The sequence below is a fragment of the Croceicoccus sp. BE223 genome, from assembly GCF_031457155.1.
GTDB lineage: Bacteria > Pseudomonadota > Alphaproteobacteria > Sphingomonadales > Sphingomonadaceae > Croceicoccus.
The window spans coordinates 1-16,826 of record NZ_JAVDWB010000008.1 but is presented as its reverse complement, the minus strand read 5'-3'; the positions used below and the strand labels follow the sequence as shown (position 1 = coordinate 16,826).

Genomic DNA, 16,826 nt, shown 5'->3' with positions numbered 1-16,826 from the left:
CAGGCGGGCATGAAAAAGGCCGCCGGATCGCTCCGACGGCCTTTTCCGTACAATCGGTCGATCAGCGTACCCGCGGGCCGCCGAAGGGCAGCGGCGGAGGGGGCCGGCGCGCACCGCGCGGAAGCTGCGCCTGGTAGGCCCGGCCGCAGTGTTCGACGCAATAGGGGAACCCGGGGTTCACCTTCTCGCCGCAGAAGTGGAAGTCCGGCTCGCCCGGGTGGCCCATCGGCCAGCGGCAGATGCGGTCGTTGAGGTCGAGCAGCGAGGTCTTGTCCGCGATTTCCGGGCTCGGCTTGGCCGGCACAAGGCGGCGCGGCGGCGCGGGCGGGATCGGCGGCTGCTGGTCGCCCGGTCCCTGGCGAAGGAAGCCGCCCGGGCCGACCGAAACGATGCGCGGCTGGTTGCTCGGCGGCGGCGTCGGCTGCGCCTGCGCGGCAGGAGCGGGATCGGCGGTGCGCGGCGGCATGGCGAGCGCAGGCTTGGGCGGCGCGGCGCTTGCGGGCTTCGCCTCGACCTTCGGCTTCGGCTTGGGCGCGGCGGGTGCAGGGGTCGATGCCGCTGCAGCGGGCGCGGGCTTCTTCTCCGGCTTTTCCTTCACCGGAGAGGGACGCGCCTTCAGGCCAAGGCGATGCGCCTTGCCGATCACGGCATTGCGGCTGACGCCGCCCAGTTCATCGGCGATCTGGCTGGCAGTCGAACCGCTTTCCCACATCTTGGTCAGCTTCTCGATCCGCTCGTCGGTCCAGCTCATGCACACTCCATCAAAATTGCGGCCCCGCGAAAATGGCGCCGGTCCCGTCATTCCCGACGGGTCTGTTCACTTGCCATCGCGGGAGGCTGCCGGTAACCGACGGACCACCCATGAACGATACTGCCCCAAGCTCGCCAGACAAGATCGTCTTCAGTCCGCCGGGTCAGCCCGTCATGGGCCGGGTCAACCGGCTGGGGCTGTGGACTCTCTATATGAAAGAGGTGCGCCGCTTCTTCAAGGTGCAGATGCAGACTGTCTGGGCTCCGGCCATCACGACCCTGTTGTTTCTGGTCATTTTCACGCTCGCAATGGGGCGCGGCGACCGCGAGATCCTCGGCGTCAACTTCGCGACCTTTGTCGCGCCGGGCCTGATCGTGATGGGCATGATGCAGAACGCCTTCGCCAACGGCAGCTTCTCGCTGCTGGGCGGCAAGATCCAAGGCACGATCATCGACTACCTGATGCCGCCGCTCAGCAACCTCGAACTGCTCGTCGGCCTTGTCGCGGCGGCGGTTACGCGCGCGATCCTCGTCGGTCTGGCCGTGGCGCTGGCCATGGCGCTCTACCCCGGAGTGGATCTCACGCTGCGCCATCCATGGGCGGTAGTCTGGTTCGGCCTGATGGGCTCGGTCATGCTGTCGCTTCTGGGCGTGCTGACGTCGATCTGGGCCGAGAAGTTCGATCACAACGCGGCGATCACCAACTTCATCGTCGCGCCGCTCTCTCTCCTGTCGGGAACGTTCTACGTGATCGACAACCTCGCGCCGGTGTTCCAGACGATCAGCCGTGCCAACCCGTTCTTCTACGTGATATCGGGCTTCCGCTTCGGTTTTCTGGGTCAGAGCGACATCGGCGATACCAACATGGCGGTCATGCACGGCGCCATCGGCCTCGGCGTGCTCAACGCCGCGCTTGCGATCGCGACCTATCTGGTGCTGCGCTCGGGCTGGAAGCTGCGTAGCTGAAGTCGTCCACCCGACTTGCCGTCGGTGCGGGCGGTCAGTGCTTCAGGCTGCGATGGAGGGCATAGTGCCCGTCGGCGAAGTCGCCGAACACCATGTCGATCGATGGATGCTCGACCGGCCCGCCATCGCCATCCTCGATCAGGTTTTGCTGGCTGACATACGCGACATAGCAGGAATCGTCGTTCTCGGCGAAAAGGTGGTAGAACGGCTGCTCGCGCGCGGGGCGAGAGGCTTGCGGGATCGATTCGTACCATTCCTCGCTGTTGGCGAAGACCGGATCGATGTCGAAGATCACCCCGCGAAAGTCGTGAAGCCGGTGCCGCACGACATCGCCGATCGCAAAACGCGCCTCCGCCACCGATGGCGCCGAAACGGCGCGGCCCGACCGCGGCGAAAAGTAGGTGGCGCGATCGCCTGCCGGGGCGGCATCTTCGCCGGGTTGCGTGCGGAAGAATCCGTTCATGCCATCAATATAGTTTTGGTGCAGATGCGAAACAACCACGCACCCGCGCGCTTTGAACAGCGATGTGCGCGCCGCGTCGTTTTGGCCCTTGGCAAGCCGCGCCGCATCGGCTAACCGCCCGGCTTCGTTCGACCCGGTGACGAAAGTCCCACGCGAACCTCGATGAGCGGAGAGGTGGCAGAGAGGTCGAATGCGCCGCACTCGAAATGCGGTGTACGGGCAACCGTACCGTGGGTTCGAATCCCACCCTCTCCGCCAATCGCCTGTTTCAGCTTGTGCCCTCCTGATCCATAAATCCTTGCTAATAGGATAAATCTTCCGGGATGACGTTCCTAGATGTACCTTGCTGACCCCGTGCATCCGCGTTATGGTGTGGGTAAGAATGTGGGTAATTATTCATTGAGGCGCCTTAGCGCCCTGACCGTGAAATCGGCCAGGCAACCGGGTCGCTACGGCGATGGTGACGGTTTGTATCTGGTGGTGGGTAAAGGCGGGGCCAAAAGCTGGATCGTTCGGGTCCAGAAAAATGGTCGACGGCGGGATGTTGGCCTGGGTAGCGCGACCAAGGTGCCCTTGAAATTAGCACGTGAGCGTGCCGCTCTCGTACGCTCTCAGGTTGAAGCCGGATTAGATCCGGTATTGGAGCGTAACAAGCGGGGCGGGGTTCCTACCTTTCGGGAAGCTGCGATGCAGGTGCACGGTGAGCACAAGAAAGGCTGGAAGAACGGCAAGCACCAGGCTCAATGGCTGGCAACGCTGGAGGCGTATGCTTTTCCCGCATTTGGCGGCGTTGCGGTTTCGGAAATAGAGGCGCCTACCGTGCGTGACGCCCTCAGCGCTATCTGGCTCACTAAGCCTGAAACCGCGCGTCGGCTGCGGCAGCGAATAAACACGATTATCGACTGGGCAGTGGCCAAGGGCTTCCGTGAACAGAGCTTGGCGCTTCCTGTAATTGACAAGTCGCTTCCGAAGCAAAGAAGTCGCGTGAAACATCATGCTGCGATGCCTTACAAAGACTTGCCAGGCTTTATGGCGCAATTACGAGCGCGAGAGACCATGGGGCGCTTCGCACTCGAGGCCGTGATCCTGACTGCGGCCCGCTCAGGGGAAGTCAGATTGGCGACTTGGGAAGAAGTTGACCTGACCAAGCGCACTTGGACAATACCAGCGTCCCATATGAAAGCGGGTCGCGAACATGTGGTTCCTTTATCCAACTCTGCGGCTGCTCTATTTCAAATGCTGCAGCGCCACGCTCGGGGCGACAAATCGCTGATTTTCCCTGGTTCGATCAAAGGCAAGCCGCTTAGCGACATGACCCTCACGAAGGTTCTGCGCGACATGGGCAGGTCGGAGACCGTCCATGGTTTCAGATCAACATTTCGCGACTGGGCGGCAGAGCAGACAAGTTTTCCTGGCGAACTAGCGGAGGTAGCTCTGGCGCATGTTAACTCGGATAAGACTGAAGCAGCGTACCTTCGCTCGGATCGTCGAGTACAGCGTGCAAAACTGATGGAAGCGTGGTCTAATTATTGTGGAAAGCTATTTCGACCATCAAACTAAACTTTAAGATTCTATATTGCGTTTGACGAATAGGTTGCATAAATTGATCAACTAATAAAATCTTTAATTAGTTGAGTATTGACCAGATTTATGCATATGATGCATTATATGTGCTGCGAAGGGGTCAAGTTCTTTTCAGAAGGGGCGGCCAGCTAGGAGCGCATAGTGGATATCCCTCAGTTGTTAACGGTTTCGGATTTTGTAATGTTGTTTAGGATCAGTCGCACGACATTTTATCGTGAGGTCAATGCCGGACGTCTTCGCATCGTAAAGCTCGGCCGTTCGACGAGAATCTCGCGCGCCGATGCCGAGAAGTGGGTTGGCAATTTGCAAGACGCTTCGGCTTAAATTATAAATCGTTTTTCTGCCTAACGGCTTGCTCGTTTTCGCAGGCGGGCAGCCGCAATGCGCAGGTCTCCGCAGCCGTCGTGGCTTGAGATTTCCCGTGATGACACAATGACGATACCGCTGACTTCCCTTAGGCGTTGACGCTCTACGTCACGCCCGGCACCACATAGGAGGACGGCGACTACGCGCCTTTCAACGGCTCGATGCCCGACGAACCCATGAACGGGGAGATCTACTCACTGGCCTAGGCTCAAATCCTAATCGAAACGGCAACATTACAGCACCGTCAGGCCGCACAGCTCTTTTGTCTATCGTCCACCGGCTCGGGAGATAAAAACGTCACCCCAGCTGCACTCCGGTTCCCCTATGCTCCACCTAGGTCCCGATCGCTCCGGAGGCAATCTTGCACTGACAATTAGTGCGCGCCAATCAATGGGGGTTGGTCACTGGCAGACGTTCCGTTTTTCGAAAGTCGATATAATGACGCATTTGAAGCTGCGCCCCGCAATCGAAGGAATGATCCGGCTTGCTGGCGGGACTTTCACCATGGGTTCTGAAGCTTTTTATCCGGAGGAAAAGCCATTGCGCCGGGTTAAGGTCGATCCCTTCTGGATCGATGAAACGCCCGTGACAAATCGTCAGTTTGCGTCATTCGTCGCGGCGACGGGCCATGTTACCAACGCCGAGATCGCGCCCGACCCCCGGGATTATCCCGGGATGGATCCGACAATGGCGCAGCCAGGCTCGGTGGTTTTCACAAAGCCCGACGGCCCCGTTCCGCTCAACGACTGGACACAGTGGTGGCGTTTCTGTTTCGGTGCGGATTGGCGCCATCCGCTCGGCCCCGAAAGTTCGATCGACGGACTGGAGGATCACCCGGTCGTCCACGTCTGCTTTGCCGACGCGAAGGCCTACGCTGAATGGGCGGATAAAAGCCTGCCAACCGAGGCGGAATGGGAGTTTGCCGCGCGCGGCGGGCATGAAGGTCGTGAATACCAATGGGGCGACGAGTTGGCGCCGGGAGGCCGCATGCTGGCCAATTACTGGCAGGGGACGTTTCCCTATCAGAACACGAAGGAAGATGGTTGGGAACACACCAATCCTGTCCGCACCTTTCCGGCCAACGACTACGGCCTTCACGACATGATCGGCAACGTCTGGGAATGGACGCGGGACTGGTATGCGATGCCGAAAGCGGCCCGAAAGAAGAAACCCGACGCCTGTTGCACCATCGCTAATCCCCGCGGTGCGACCATGCGGGAAAGCTTCGATCCGAGCTTGGCTCACCTCAAGGTTGGCCGTCGGGTTACCAAAGGCGGCTCGCATCTGTGCGCAGAAAATTATTGCCAGCGCTATCGCCCGGCCGCGCGCCAGGGCCAGCCGGTCGACACTTCGACAAACCACATCGGGTTCCGCTGTGTCGTCAGATAATTGGTGCCGTTCGGAGGAATGGTCGCAATGGGCCTACCTGATGGATCGCAGATCGAGCGCACATTTCGGTCTGGCCTTTGAACGCGATATCTGAGTAGCCGCTGGCCGAATGGTGATCGCCAGAACTGGTTCAAATCTAATTTCCGCGCTTGATGGCCAACCGAAAGAGCTGGTCCTCTCCCACATCTGGCGCGACATGGCGCCGGTGATCAGCAGCTTTCGAAAGTGTAAGGCTAGATGGGCCTCAGTTGAACGTGACTGAAGACAGGCCCGCGGAGCGAACCCGCAACCCCGCTCTGAGTTTGCGGCGATGCCGAGGGGCGGGCCGGAAGGCTCGCCCCCCCCGAATCATCAGAACTTCGCGCGCACCGCACCGCCGATGAGGCGTTGCGCATCGAACGAGACGCCTTGGCAGAATGATCGGCCGATGATGGTGGCGATGAGCTTGCTGTTGCAATAGCTTGTGTTGAACATGTTGCGCACGAACAGTGAAAAATCGAGGTTCTCGTCCGCTGTGACGATGCCAACCGACGTATCGAATATGCCATAGCCCTTCTGCGTCAGTTCGGGATCATGGTCGAGCGTATACCAAACCTTGCTCTGATAGTTGTAGCGCGGACGGAAGTAGAATTGCGCGCCCGCAGCATTGATGTCGGTGTGGAAGTCTGCACCGACATTGAACTTCACCTTGGGCGCATTCAGCCCCGGCTTGCCGTCGATGACTTGGATGCTGCCGACGCAGCCTTCTTGTGCGGTCTGCTGATAGTAGCAGGTGGTCGAAAAGTTGTCGAACTCGCTGTCGAGATAGGAGAACGCGCCGTTCAGTTCCAGGCTGTCGCTGACATAGACCTCGCCCGACAGCTCGACGCCGCGGGTTTTCAGATTGCCGGCGTTCTGCACGCGGTTGCTGACCGTGCCGGGGATGAGCGATTGCGCCTGCAGATCCTTGACGAGCAGGTCGAAAACAGCTGCATTGAGGCGCAGGCGGTTGTCGAACAACTGGGCCTTCAGACCGACTTCGAAGTTCCGCGCGAATGAGGGCGCGAGCAGTGCGCCCTGGGGATTGGACGCCGTGCCAGCCGTGGCACGCGAGAGGTCTACGCCGGCGCCGACATAGCCGCGGCTTGCGGTGGCATATATACTGACATCGGGCTGGATCTCATAGCGCACGCCCGCGCGGCCCGACCATTCGGTGCTGGTTTTCGAGCCGGAGAATGACTTCGTCGAGTTCGGGCTCGAAATCGGCGAGTAGGTGTCGCAATCGAAGGTCACGCCGCACTGCACCGGGATGAACCAGGTGGCACTGTCGTAAGTGTACGACAATTTTTCGCGGCTGACGCGAATTCCCGCAAAAATGTCGAGCGCGTCAGTTGCGTGCAGGGTCGCGTCGAGGAAGCCGGCGACAGTCTTGTTGCTGTTCGTCGGCGTGGTCGCGGTATCCGAATAGTAGTAAGGATAGTCGGACGAGGGACCGGACGGCGTGTCTACGGCGGCCGCGCGACCAAGCGAACGCGCCGAGAGCAGCAGCGGGACGGCGTTGATCAGGCTTTCCTCGAAGTCCTGGTAGAACAGGCCGCCCACAATATCCACCATTGCGCCCGAGTATTCGAGACGGGTTTCGTGCGTCAGGTAATCCCAGTAGACCGGTCGGCGCGGGTTCTTCAGCGTGTTCGCGTTGGTGTTGATGCTGATGATGTCCCAGCCATAAGTTTCGCCGGCGCCGGCGATCGTGTTGTCGACATCCGGGTGCGAACGGCTGGTTACGTCGCGGTAGCCGGTTACCGAATAGAGCGACAAGCCGCCACCCAGGTCCCAGGTCAGTTCGCCTGAGATGCCATAGATGTCATTCGAAATGTTGCCGGTGTCGTTGCGGTTCATGGAAAACAGGTCGCCGAGCGCTGCGCCCAGAAGCGCGGTCTGGCGCGCGGTCACGTCGGGGATGAGGGGCTGCATGCCCGGCTGGATAGGGATCAGCACCGAGCTTGTCGCCGTGCGGCCACGATAGCGCGAAGCCTCGCCGGTCACCAAGAGTTGCACGTCCTGCGTTAAGTCTACCTCGAGCTTGCCGACGAGGCCGAAGACATTTTCCTCGCCATGGTCGACGCCGTTCAGGGCGTAGTTCTTCACGAAATTGGAGCGGTCCTTGACGTAGGTCGAGAGACGACCGCGAACGCTGTCGTTCAATGGTCCTGAAATGGCCATCCTCGTCAGCATTTCGGTGCCGCCCCGCTTGCCGAACATGATCGAGGCATCGGCCGAACCCTCGAAATCGTTGGTCGGCCTGGCGCGGACGACGTTGATGAGGCCGCCGGTCGCATTGCGGCCGAACAGGGTGCCCTGTGGGCCGTTGAGCACCTCGAGCCGCTCCACCGCGCCAAGCTCGCCAAAGAATTCGGCGTTGCGGGCAAGGGGGATGCCGTCGACGACAACCGAGACCGCGGGCTGCACGCCAACCTCCGAAACGTAAGTGCCGACACCGCGGATGTTGAAGCTGGTTGCCACCGGGCCGAAACCGCTGGTGAAGGTGATCGACGGTGCGATCTGACCGAGCAAAGAGGTGTCGGAAATGTTCGACCGGGCGATCTGGTCGCCACTGACGACGTTGATCGAAACCGGCACTTCCTGAAGCGACTGGCTGCGCTTTTGCGCGGTTACGACGATCTCACCGAGGCCGCCGGTTTCCTGCACGTCGGCATCGACATCGCTGTCCTGTGCGAAGGCGGATTGTGCGGCGAGGACGAATGCAAGCGAGGAGGTGCCGATCAGGCACTTCAGGGTCGCGAAGTCACTCATTTGAATGTCTCTCCAGTTGGAATGATTGTTTTGGGATTCGATCGTCTATCTCAGGCCGTCGTATTCCGGTCGGCCAGCAGGATGTCGCTTGCGCGCTCCCCTATCATCATCGCGGGAACGTTGGTGTTGCCCGAGACAAGCTGCGGCATGATCGAGCAGTCGGCGATCCGCAGGCCCTCGATTCCCCGGACCCGCAGGCGGTGATCGACGACGGAGTTCCCGTCTCCGCCCATGCGGCACGAACCGGCGAGGTGCTGGCCGGGGTGGCCGGTGCGCAGCAGGGCCGAATAGAGCACATCGTCGTCGGGGGATCCCTCGGGAAGTGTGAGGGGGCGTTCGATACATTTGGCAAGGGCCGGCTGCGCAGCGATCTCGGTTGCCCGCCGCACGGCCTTGAGGGTGACTTCACGATCCTTTGCGGTGGAAAGAAACTCGGGCCGGATGTCGGGCTTGTCATCGGGGCCGAGGCCGGTGATGTGTGTGCTGCCCCGCGATTCCGGACGCAGCTGGCAGGTCATCAGCGTGATGCCGGGGTTCGGATCGATCGCCAGCGTGTGCTTTTCGCCGACCTTCCTGGTGGTCGTGGCGATCAGCATGAACAGAATCTTGAAATCGGGCCGATCCAGCGCGGGATCGGTCTTCGCATAGGCGACCATCTGGCCGACCGATCCCGCCATCAGCCCCTTGCGGGTGAGCCCGTACTGCAAGGCGGTGCGGACCGCATTCAGCCCGCGTGACATCTGCGTGAACGCGAGCACGCCGGGGCGAAGCTGGTATTGCAGCGACGCGTTGTAGTGTTCCTGCAGATTCTCGCCCACATCGCGGCTCTCGTGGACCACCTCGATACCCAGTGCGCGCAGCCGTTCGCCCTGGCCCACACCCGATCGTTCCAGCAGCATTGGGCTGCCAACCGATCCGCCGCAGAGGACGATCTCGTACCGCGCGCGAACGCGGCGCAACTCGCCGCGGTGGCGATAGGACAGCGCCGAGACCTGCCGTCCCTCGAACTCGATCTGAAGAACCTCGGCATCAGTGCGCAGACACAGATTGGTTCGCTTGAGGGCGGGGCGAAGGTATGCCGCCGAGGACGACGCGCGGCGACCGTTCGCGACAGTGACCTGGATCGGGGTGACGCCTTCCTGGGAGGCGCCCCAAATATCGGGATTGGCGGGGATCCCGGCCTCGATACACGCCTGGCGCGCTGCATGCGAAATCGGCAGCAGTGGCCCCACGTCGCTGACTGCGACGGGGCCGGAACCGCCGCGATACTCGTCCTCGCCACGCAGGTTCGTCTCCATCCGGCGGAAGCAGGGCGACAGGTCGTCCCAGCCCCAGCCGATGCAGCCCATCTCGCGCCAGCCGTCGTAATCCTCCCGCTGGCCCCGGGCATAAATCATGCCGTTGATCGATGACGAGCCTCCCAGCACCCTGCCGCGCGGCAGGACGTGACGACGGCCGGTTACGGGATCGAGCGCACTTTCGTATCCCCAGTTGACCCTGGGATCTTCCATCGCCTTGGCAACACCGGCCGGTATCGAGATCAGCGCATTCGTCCGCGCTTGGCCCGGGTTTTTAAGGATACGGTCGTCTCCGCCCGCCTCGAGTAGGAGAACGGTGATGTCGGCGCGCGCCGAAAGCCGGGCGGCAAGCGCGCATCCCGCACTGCCGGCACCCACGATCACGTAATCGAAGCTTTCGATTTCGGCCTGCATCGCCCGCCCCTAGACGATCGCGAAGGGGCGCGAGGGCGAGCCCTGTGCGCCGACGAAGGGGATGGGCGTGCACGAGAACGCGAACTGCCACGCTTCGCGCTTGGCCAGCGGTTCGAGATTCACGTTGACGATGACGTAGACGCCGCGGCGGCACAGGAACGTGGCGTGAACTACAGTCAGCGCATCGCTAATAGGCGGCACCGGCTCCATCGCAACGGCATCGGCCCCGACTACGACCACGTCCTTGTCGCAGAGCCATTCGGCGGTGGCGGGTTCGATGCCAGGCGCGCCGGAAATGTACTTCTCTCGGTCGGTGAAATAGTAGCTGCCCCTTCCGGTGCGCCAGAACAGGGCCGAACCGGGCGCAATCGCTCCCTCGTCCAAGCCTTGCCTGTCGAGCGCGTCGAGCAGGTCCTGCCTGGTGATGATCTCGCTGATGTCGAGCGGGCGGCCCCGCAGGCCCGCGACATCGATTACGATGCCGGTGGTGAAGATCGGGTCGACCTTCTCTACCCCCAGCTTGCGAAAGCCCCACGGGCCGCCGATCTCCGCATGGCTGTGCCCGTTGTAATAGTGGACGGTGTTGTTATCGCCTACGTTGCCAAGCTGCTGTCCGACATGGACCAGGGCGTTGAAATGCGTGCTCATGCCGGTGATATTCCCGGCGATTACCTCGTCGTTGTACATGAACTTGCCGCTGCCGACGGGGCCGCCCGAGGGTCCACCCGCCGATGCGAGATGGAAGTCGCGGTGATGGAAGTCGGGTTTGCCCGATTCGAATGGGAAGCCCATTTCAACGACATCACCGGTCTTGATCCGGCGTGCCGCGGACAGAGCCTGCTGCTGACCGATGAGATTCAGCGCACCGCGTTCGTCCTCCGCGCCCCAGCGCGATGGCCACCAGGGACCCGCGTCGGGACGCTTCGCAGGCGCATTCGCGCTCTTGTATTCAAAGCTCATTGCCCAAGCATCCTCGTGCTGGCGCGCACATGCCGGAGCATGCAAGTCGCGGTCACATTTGTTTGCGGAGACCCGTGCCGTTCGCTCAACGCGATGGTTGGCAAGGCATTTCCTTTCCCAGTGGCGCCCGGTCGAACGGGTCGTCTCATTGGCCGTGATTCCTAGGGCCATGGCGCCGAAACCGGAAGGGCAGCAGCCCCCTTACCTACCTACTCGTAAGTTAAATGAGCAGCCGATGGGGCCGGGTGTGAGGGACCTGTAATTGGCTATATCTCGCGAGAATCGCGATTACGCGGCATAGCCCTGTGATACAGCGACCAAACGCTCGACAGCATTCCGCACGGCCTGGCGGCTGATGGCGTCTTTCTCCGCGGTCCTGGACAGATCGAGCGCATAACTCATCGCGATCGAGCACACGATCGCTAACAGCTGTTCTGCGGGGATCGCCACACTGATGCGGCCTGCTTCCTGTGCGACGCGGATTTTCTCGATCTTCGTGCGCTCGGTGGTGTACAGGCCCGTGCGGGGTGGAGCGGTCACGAACTGGTCATATTCCAGCTTGCTCCAGAGCCTCAGCCTCAGGCACATGCTCTCGTTAGTCCTATGCGGATCGTGCAGCCTGTCAAAGATCTCGACCGCATAGCCGGGCAGGTCGTGGGCATCGAGCGGAATGCGCTCGATCGGGCTGTTGAGCTCGGCGTCCAGAACGGCGTTGAAGAGCCCTTCCTTGCAACCGAAGTGGAAGTAGATCATTGGTTTGCTGATATCGGCGGTCTCGGCGATGCGTTCGATCCGTGCACCGCTGAAGCCATAACTAGCGAACTCGACCGTCGCCGTCTCCAATATGCGCCGACGGGTCTCGGCGGTGTTCCGGGTGCGCGATTTCAAGCTCATCATCTCGCTTTCATCCTCCGGTGCTCGGACGATCCGCCCCGCAGCAGTCGCATTTGCGGTTTCTACGCGCGCGAAGGCGAAATTTCACGGACGCGATCGCTGGGCTTGAGGACTATGCTTCCCTATAGGACGGCAGTGCGCACGCATCGCATTAGGGTTCTGTTCGCCCGAATTGGCTCCAAATCCTAGTCCTTCACCCCGGCTCAGATGCTTAATCAGCACAAAAGGTAAGAGTGGAGAAAACCGATGGCATCATCGCTGGACGAGCGGGTCCGTGTGACCGAGTCCGAATTCTATTTCGACGATCCGCACAAGACTTACCGCGAGATGCGCGAGCAGGCCCCGGTCTACTGGCACAAGGGTGGACAATTCTGGATCCTGACCGCGTTTGAAGACATCGAATACGTGTCGAAGAACGCGGACCTGTTTTCGGTCGCTTCGGGCGTTCTGCTTACCGACGTGCTTAAGGAGCACGACTACCTTTCGAAGATGTTTCCCGACGGAGTCGAGAATGTCTCGGTCCTCGATCCGCCGCGCCACACGCAAGTGCGTCGCCTTATGAATTATGCGTTCGGGCGGAACCGCATCGAATCGTATCGCCCGCGCATCCGCGAACTGGTCACCGAATGCCTCGACCGCATCGCTGCCAAGGGCGAGGCTGAGGTCGTGCGCGATCTGTCCATTCCGGTCACCGCCAATGTCATCAAGGCCTTCATCAATTGCGAAGACCTAACGGTGAAGCAGGTGGTGGAGTGGAGCGACGATGTCTTCCGCATGGGCAGCGATATCACCATGGAGGAATTGCAGGAAACGGTCGCGAAGATCCAGCCGATGGTGGAATATTTCGTCGCCAAGGTGGAAAGCGCGCGGGTGAGAGACGAGGGCGACTTCCTCTCCCACCTCGTCAACTCCCAGCTTGACGGCGCCAACCTCTCGACCCTGATGGCCGAGGTCTACCTTCAGACCGTGATGGTCGCTGGCAACGAGACGACGCGCAACGGTTTCACTGCTGCGATCCGCCTGTTCAGCGAATACCCCGAGCAGTACGGTCTTTTGCGCGAAAGGCCCGAACTGGTGAAAAGTGCGGTTGAGGAAATCCTGCGTTTCCACAACCCGACGATCGGGTTCCTGCGCACTGCGACGCAGGATACCATCCTGCATGGCCAGGCGATCAAGAAGGGAGACCGGGTCTACCTCGTCTATGGCGCGGCAAATCGCGATCCCGCGATTTTCGAGGATCCGGACAAGTTCGACATCACCCGCTTCGTCGATCCGCACAAGACGCACCTGACGTTCGGGCGTGGTCCGCACATCTGCATCGGTATGGCACTTGCCCGACTGGAGATGCAGACGATGATCGAGGAACTGCTGCCGCGCTTCTCGGGCTTCGAACTCACCAGCGATCCGGTCCGGCCGGACACCTTGCTTGGTAACGGCTACCTCTCGCTGCCCACGCGCTTCATCCCGGCCTGAGCCGGGATACCATCAAGGCGGTTCGGGGAGCCCGGCTCTTCGTCCGCTGCCAATAGCAGCCTGCTCAGAAGGATTACCCGATGGCATCCGCACTCCATCACTATAAACTCTATATCAACGGCGAATTTCGGGACGCGGAAGGCGGACGAACCTTCCGCAGCGCCAACCCCTACACCGGCGAGGACTGGGCCGAATTGGCCGAAGCCCAGACCAGCGATGTCGAGGCGGCCATCGATGCCGCCCGCGACGCTTTCGAGAACAGTTGGTGGCGGCATGATCCCAAGGGCCGCGCCAAGTGCATGCTGAAACTGGCGGATCTGGTCGAGCAAAACCGCGATCACATCGGGGTCATCGGATCGCGCGACAATGGCAAGCTGGTGCGTGAGATGACCGCGATGGCGAACATCCTGCCCGGCTTCTTCCGCTATTTTGGAGAGATCGCGGATCATATCTTCGGCAAAGTCATCCGCGCCACCGATCCGGCCGTATTCGGATACACGCTGCGCGAACCCTATGGCGTGGTCGCCCTGCAGACGCCTTGGAATTCGCCTCTGGTGATCTTTGCCCAAGGCGGCGCACCGGCGCTGGCGGCGGGCAATACGATCGTGCTCAAACCCTCGGAGTTCGCTTCGTGCGAGACTGCCGAACTGGCGAAACTGATCGACCAGTGCGGATTTCCGCCGGGCGTCATCAACATCGTCACTGGCATGGGGCCGGTTGTCGGCGCGGCTCTTTGCAGCAGCCGCAAGGTGGACAAGATCGCCTTCACCGGATCGCCCGAAGCCGGGCGCATGGTAGGCGAACAGGCAGCCCGCGCGCTGACTCCTACGGTCATGGAACTGGGCGGCAAGTCCGCCAACATGATTTTTGCCGATGCCAACCTGGAAGAGGCAATCAAGGGTGTCTTCGGCGGCTTTACCGCATCGGCGGGACAAAGCTGCGTCTGCGGTTCGCGCGCGCTGGTGCACGCCGACGTCTACGATACGGTCGTGGCCCGGCTGGCCGAAATGGCAGGCAAGCTCAAGCTGGGCGATCCGTCCGATCCGGCCACCGATGTCGGACCGTTCGCGGTGGCGGCGCAGCTCGACAAGGTCAGCAACTTCGTCGAAGTCGCGAAGAAGGAAGGCGCGCGCCTGGTGGCAGGCGGGGAAAAGCCGGCGGACCTGAAGGGCTGGTTCTATCCGCCCACGATTTTCGCCGATGTCGACGAGAACATGACCATTGCGCAGGAAGAAGTGTTCGGACCGGTCCTGTCGGTCATCAAGTTCCATGACGAGGAAGAGGCCATCCGCATCGCCAACAACTCGGTCTATGCGCTGGGGGCGGGGATCTGGACGAGCGACCTTGGCCGGGCCCACCGCGTCGCGGCACGCGTGCGCGCCGGAACGGTATGGGTGAACCAGTATCGTCGGGGCGATGCGGCTTTCCCGTTCGGCGGCTATGGCGACAGCGGTTTCGGGCGGCAGAGCGGCCAGGACTCGATCTACGAATTCACCACGATCAAGTGCGTGCAGATCAACACCGCGATCTGACGCTGCGCTGATGGAGGGGCGGGGCCGACGAAGCAGTCGGCCCCGCCTTTTCCTGTCAGACGCGGCCGGTGACGGGCAGGCTGGCGCCGGTGATGGCGCTGGCCGCATCGCTCAGCAGGAAGGCGATCGATTCGGCCAGTTCCGACGGTTTCACCCACTTGGACGCATCGGCATCACCCATGTCGGCGCGATTGGCGGGGGTGTCGATGATCGACGGCAGCACCGCGTTCACGCGAATACCCTTGTCCTTGCATTCCTCGGCCAGCGCCTCAGTCAGCCGCGCGACGCCGGATTTCGAGGCGGTATAGGCGCCCATGCCCGCGGCCGCCTTGCTCGTCGCGGCCGCACCCACGTTGACGATCGCGCTGCCTGGCGCAAGGTGCGGAATGACCGCGCGCGATGCGTTGAGCGTGGTGAGGACGTTCATGCGGAACAGATTCATCCAGCTCGCGGCAGACCCGTCGAGCACAGTTTCCCAGACGAAGCCACCTGCGATGTTGGCAAGGCCGCCGATCGGGCCTTTCGCGGCGATGGCGGCGACGGCCTCCGCTACGGCGTTTTCGTCGGTCAGGTCCGTCCCGCCGACGAACTCCCCCTCACCCGAACCGGAGGCGGCAAGATCCAATCCAACGGTTGCAAAGCCACGCTTCTGCAGCAATCCGACTACGCTGCTGCCAAGAATGCCCGCGGCACCCGTTACGATTATTCTACGGCTCACAAAAAATCCTTTGCTGGTTGAATGACGTAGCGTCGGCCTGTTCAGAAATCCTTCGTCGATTCCGCGCGCGCCAGCACCGTCTTGGCCCACCCGGCGACGGGGGCATCGACCATCCGGTCGCCGACCACAGTCACGCCCTTGCCTTCCGCTTGCGCGATCTCCCACGCATGAAACACCGCTCGCGCCTGCTCGATTTCCTCGGGCGTCGGAGCGAAAGCGGCATTGAGCGTTTCGGCTTGGAGCGGGTGGATGCAAAGGCCGCCGTGGCAACCGTAGGACCGCGCCTTGAGGGCAGCATCGCGCGTCGCGTCGATCTCGCGGAACGCGGCGATGGAGAGCGGAATGGCATAGGCCGCCTTGCTGTTCGCGTGGGCGGCCAGCGCGATGGTCCGAACCGGGAGATCGAGCACGGGCGGCAGCGGCTTGACGCCCATGCTCAGCGAGAAGTCTTCAGTTCCCAAGGCAATAGCCGACACGCGCGGGGCGGCGGCAATCTCGTTGGCGGCGACGACGCCCCGTGCGCTTTCCAGCAGAGCGATCAAAGTGGGCATCGCGGCACGGTCGGGCGCGCGAAGCATAGACAGGACACGGCCGACACGGGTGATATCGTTGGAACACTCGACTTTCGGGACCATGATCGCATCGACGCCGCTGGCAACTGCCGCGGCAATGTCCGCATCGCCGTCCGGGCCGGAATTGATCCGCACCACGGCGTATTTCCCGCCTTCTCGAATGGGCGCGACCGTCCGGGCAAGTGCGGCCCGCGCACCGACCTTGGCCGGCTGGGCCACGGCATCCTCAAGATCGACGATGACCGCATCGGCTGCCGTCGTGGCGGCCTTGGCGATGCGTTCGGGATTATCGCCCGGGGCGAAGAGGAGGGAGCGCAGGGTCCGGTTCATGCCTTGCATTTAGGCGCTGACCCCGTAGGCGAAATGATGTTGTTTCCGCTTTTGAGGGCATTGATGCCCAAAAGGCCTAAGGCCTGGACTGTCCGCGCTGCATCGGGGCTTCCTAAATGGCGGTTTTCCCATAGTTCCCGTTCTTCGCACTCGCGCCTAGTTTGGAAGCGAATGACGCCTGCGGTGGAGACGCGCGGGTTTTTCCTCGCGGATCTGAAAGGTTGGAAGCATGAAAGCGCTGGTACCCGTGAAGCGGGTGATCGACTACAACGTGAAGCCGCGGGTGAAGGCGGACGGCACGGGTGTCGATCTCTCGAACGTGAA

Annotated in this window: 14 protein-coding genes, 1 tRNA gene and 2 pseudogenes; 9 read left to right on the top strand and 8 right to left on the bottom strand. The window is 61.7% G+C overall.

Going from position 1 to position 16,826, the window contains the following annotated elements; genetic code table 11:
• Positions 1–61: 61 nt before the first annotated feature.
• The gene (locus tag J2X37_RS14545; RefSeq protein WP_310022629.1) at positions 62–751 is read right to left on the bottom strand and encodes a GcrA family cell cycle regulator; all 690 of its coding nucleotides are present in this window, start codon (positions 749–751) and stop codon (positions 62–64) included.
• 110 nt (positions 752–861) lie between these two features.
• Between J2X37_RS14545 and J2X37_RS14540 the strand changes: the two genes are divergently transcribed.
• On the top strand, positions 862–1,716 hold the full coding sequence (locus tag J2X37_RS14540; RefSeq protein WP_310022627.1) for an ABC transporter permease: 855 nt from the start codon (positions 862–864) through the stop codon (positions 1,714–1,716).
• Positions 1,717–1,750: 34 nt separating this feature from the next.
• Here J2X37_RS14540 and hspQ read toward each other — a convergent pair whose 3' ends face one another.
• Positions 1,751–2,179, bottom strand: coding sequence for a heat shock protein HspQ (hspQ, locus tag J2X37_RS14535; protein ID WP_310022625.1), 429 nt, complete (start codon positions 2,177–2,179; stop codon positions 1,751–1,753).
• Between the two features lie 168 nt (positions 2,180–2,347).
• On the opposite strand from hspQ, the gene J2X37_RS14530 reads away from it, so the two are divergent.
• The 5 genes and pseudogenes from J2X37_RS14530 to J2X37_RS14515 all read left to right on the top strand — a co-directional run bounded on the left by J2X37_RS14530 (position 2,348) and on the right by J2X37_RS14515 (position 5,518).
• Positions 2,348–2,437 (top strand) — tRNA-Ser (locus J2X37_RS14530).
• 78 nt (positions 2,438–2,515) lie between these two features.
• Positions 2,516–3,739, top strand: a complete 1,224-nt coding sequence (locus J2X37_RS14525; RefSeq protein ID WP_310022623.1) for a phage integrase central domain-containing protein — start codon at positions 2,516–2,518, stop codon at positions 3,737–3,739.
• Between the two features lie 165 nt (positions 3,740–3,904).
• Positions 3,905–4,087: a helix-turn-helix domain-containing protein gene (locus J2X37_RS16565; RefSeq protein ID WP_404979633.1), complete on the top strand. Its 183-nt coding sequence runs from the start codon at positions 3,905–3,907 to the stop codon at positions 4,085–4,087.
• Positions 4,088–4,272: 185 nt separating this feature from the next.
• A pseudogene (locus tag J2X37_RS14520) lies at positions 4,273–4,471 on the top strand (integrase core domain-containing protein); the annotation flags it as partial.
• A 132-nt stretch (positions 4,472–4,603) separates the two neighbouring features.
• On the top strand, positions 4,604–5,518 hold the full coding sequence (locus J2X37_RS14515) for a formylglycine-generating enzyme family protein (protein ID WP_310022873.1): 915 nt from the start codon (positions 4,604–4,606) through the stop codon (positions 5,516–5,518).
• A gap of 351 nt (positions 5,519–5,869) precedes the next feature.
• Here the strand turns inward: J2X37_RS14515 and J2X37_RS14510 are convergent, their stop codons facing one another.
• The 4 genes from J2X37_RS14510 to J2X37_RS14495 form a co-directional block, all read right to left on the bottom strand.
• Entirely contained in the window at positions 5,870–8,311 is a 2,442-nt protein-coding gene (locus J2X37_RS14510) for a TonB-dependent receptor domain-containing protein (protein WP_310022621.1), read from the bottom strand.
• A gap of 50 nt (positions 8,312–8,361) precedes the next feature.
• Positions 8,362–10,023 carry a GMC family oxidoreductase N-terminal domain-containing protein gene (locus tag J2X37_RS14505; RefSeq protein ID WP_310022619.1) on the bottom strand — a complete coding sequence of 554 codons (1,662 nt, stop codon included), beginning with the start codon at positions 10,021–10,023 and terminating at the stop codon, positions 8,362–8,364.
• A 9-nt stretch (positions 10,024–10,032) separates the two neighbouring features.
• A complete protein-coding gene (locus J2X37_RS14500) occupies positions 10,033–10,983 on the bottom strand; it encodes a cyclase family protein (protein WP_310022617.1) in 951 nt (316 codons plus the stop codon).
• 288 nt (positions 10,984–11,271) lie between these two features.
• Positions 11,272–11,880 (bottom strand): TetR family transcriptional regulator, encoded by a 609-nt coding sequence (locus tag J2X37_RS14495; RefSeq protein WP_310022616.1) that lies wholly within the window; start codon positions 11,878–11,880, stop codon positions 11,272–11,274.
• A 243-nt stretch (positions 11,881–12,123) separates the two neighbouring features.
• Here J2X37_RS14495 and J2X37_RS14490 point away from each other — a divergent pair, with 243 nt between their 5' ends.
• Both J2X37_RS14490 and J2X37_RS14485 read left to right on the top strand, forming a co-directional pair.
• Positions 12,124–13,350, top strand: a complete 1,227-nt coding sequence (locus J2X37_RS14490) for a cytochrome P450 (RefSeq protein WP_310022613.1) — start codon at positions 12,124–12,126, stop codon at positions 13,348–13,350.
• Positions 13,351–13,430: 80 nt separating this feature from the next.
• Positions 13,431–14,882, top strand: a complete 1,452-nt coding sequence (locus J2X37_RS14485) for an aldehyde dehydrogenase (RefSeq protein WP_310022611.1) — start codon at positions 13,431–13,433, stop codon at positions 14,880–14,882.
• Between the two features lie 55 nt (positions 14,883–14,937).
• Here J2X37_RS14485 and J2X37_RS14480 read toward each other — a convergent pair whose 3' ends face one another.
• Positions 14,938–15,600: an SDR family oxidoreductase gene (locus J2X37_RS14480; protein WP_310022871.1), complete on the bottom strand. Its 663-nt coding sequence runs from the start codon at positions 15,598–15,600 to the stop codon at positions 14,938–14,940.
• A gap of 41 nt (positions 15,601–15,641) precedes the next feature.
• Entirely contained in the window at positions 15,642–16,502 is an 861-nt protein-coding gene (locus J2X37_RS14475) for a CoA ester lyase (RefSeq protein ID WP_310022609.1), read from the bottom strand.
• A gap of 229 nt (positions 16,503–16,731) precedes the next feature.
• Here J2X37_RS14475 and J2X37_RS14470 point away from each other — a divergent pair.
• A pseudogene (locus tag J2X37_RS14470) lies at positions 16,732–16,826 on the top strand (electron transfer flavoprotein subunit beta/FixA family protein); the annotation flags it as partial.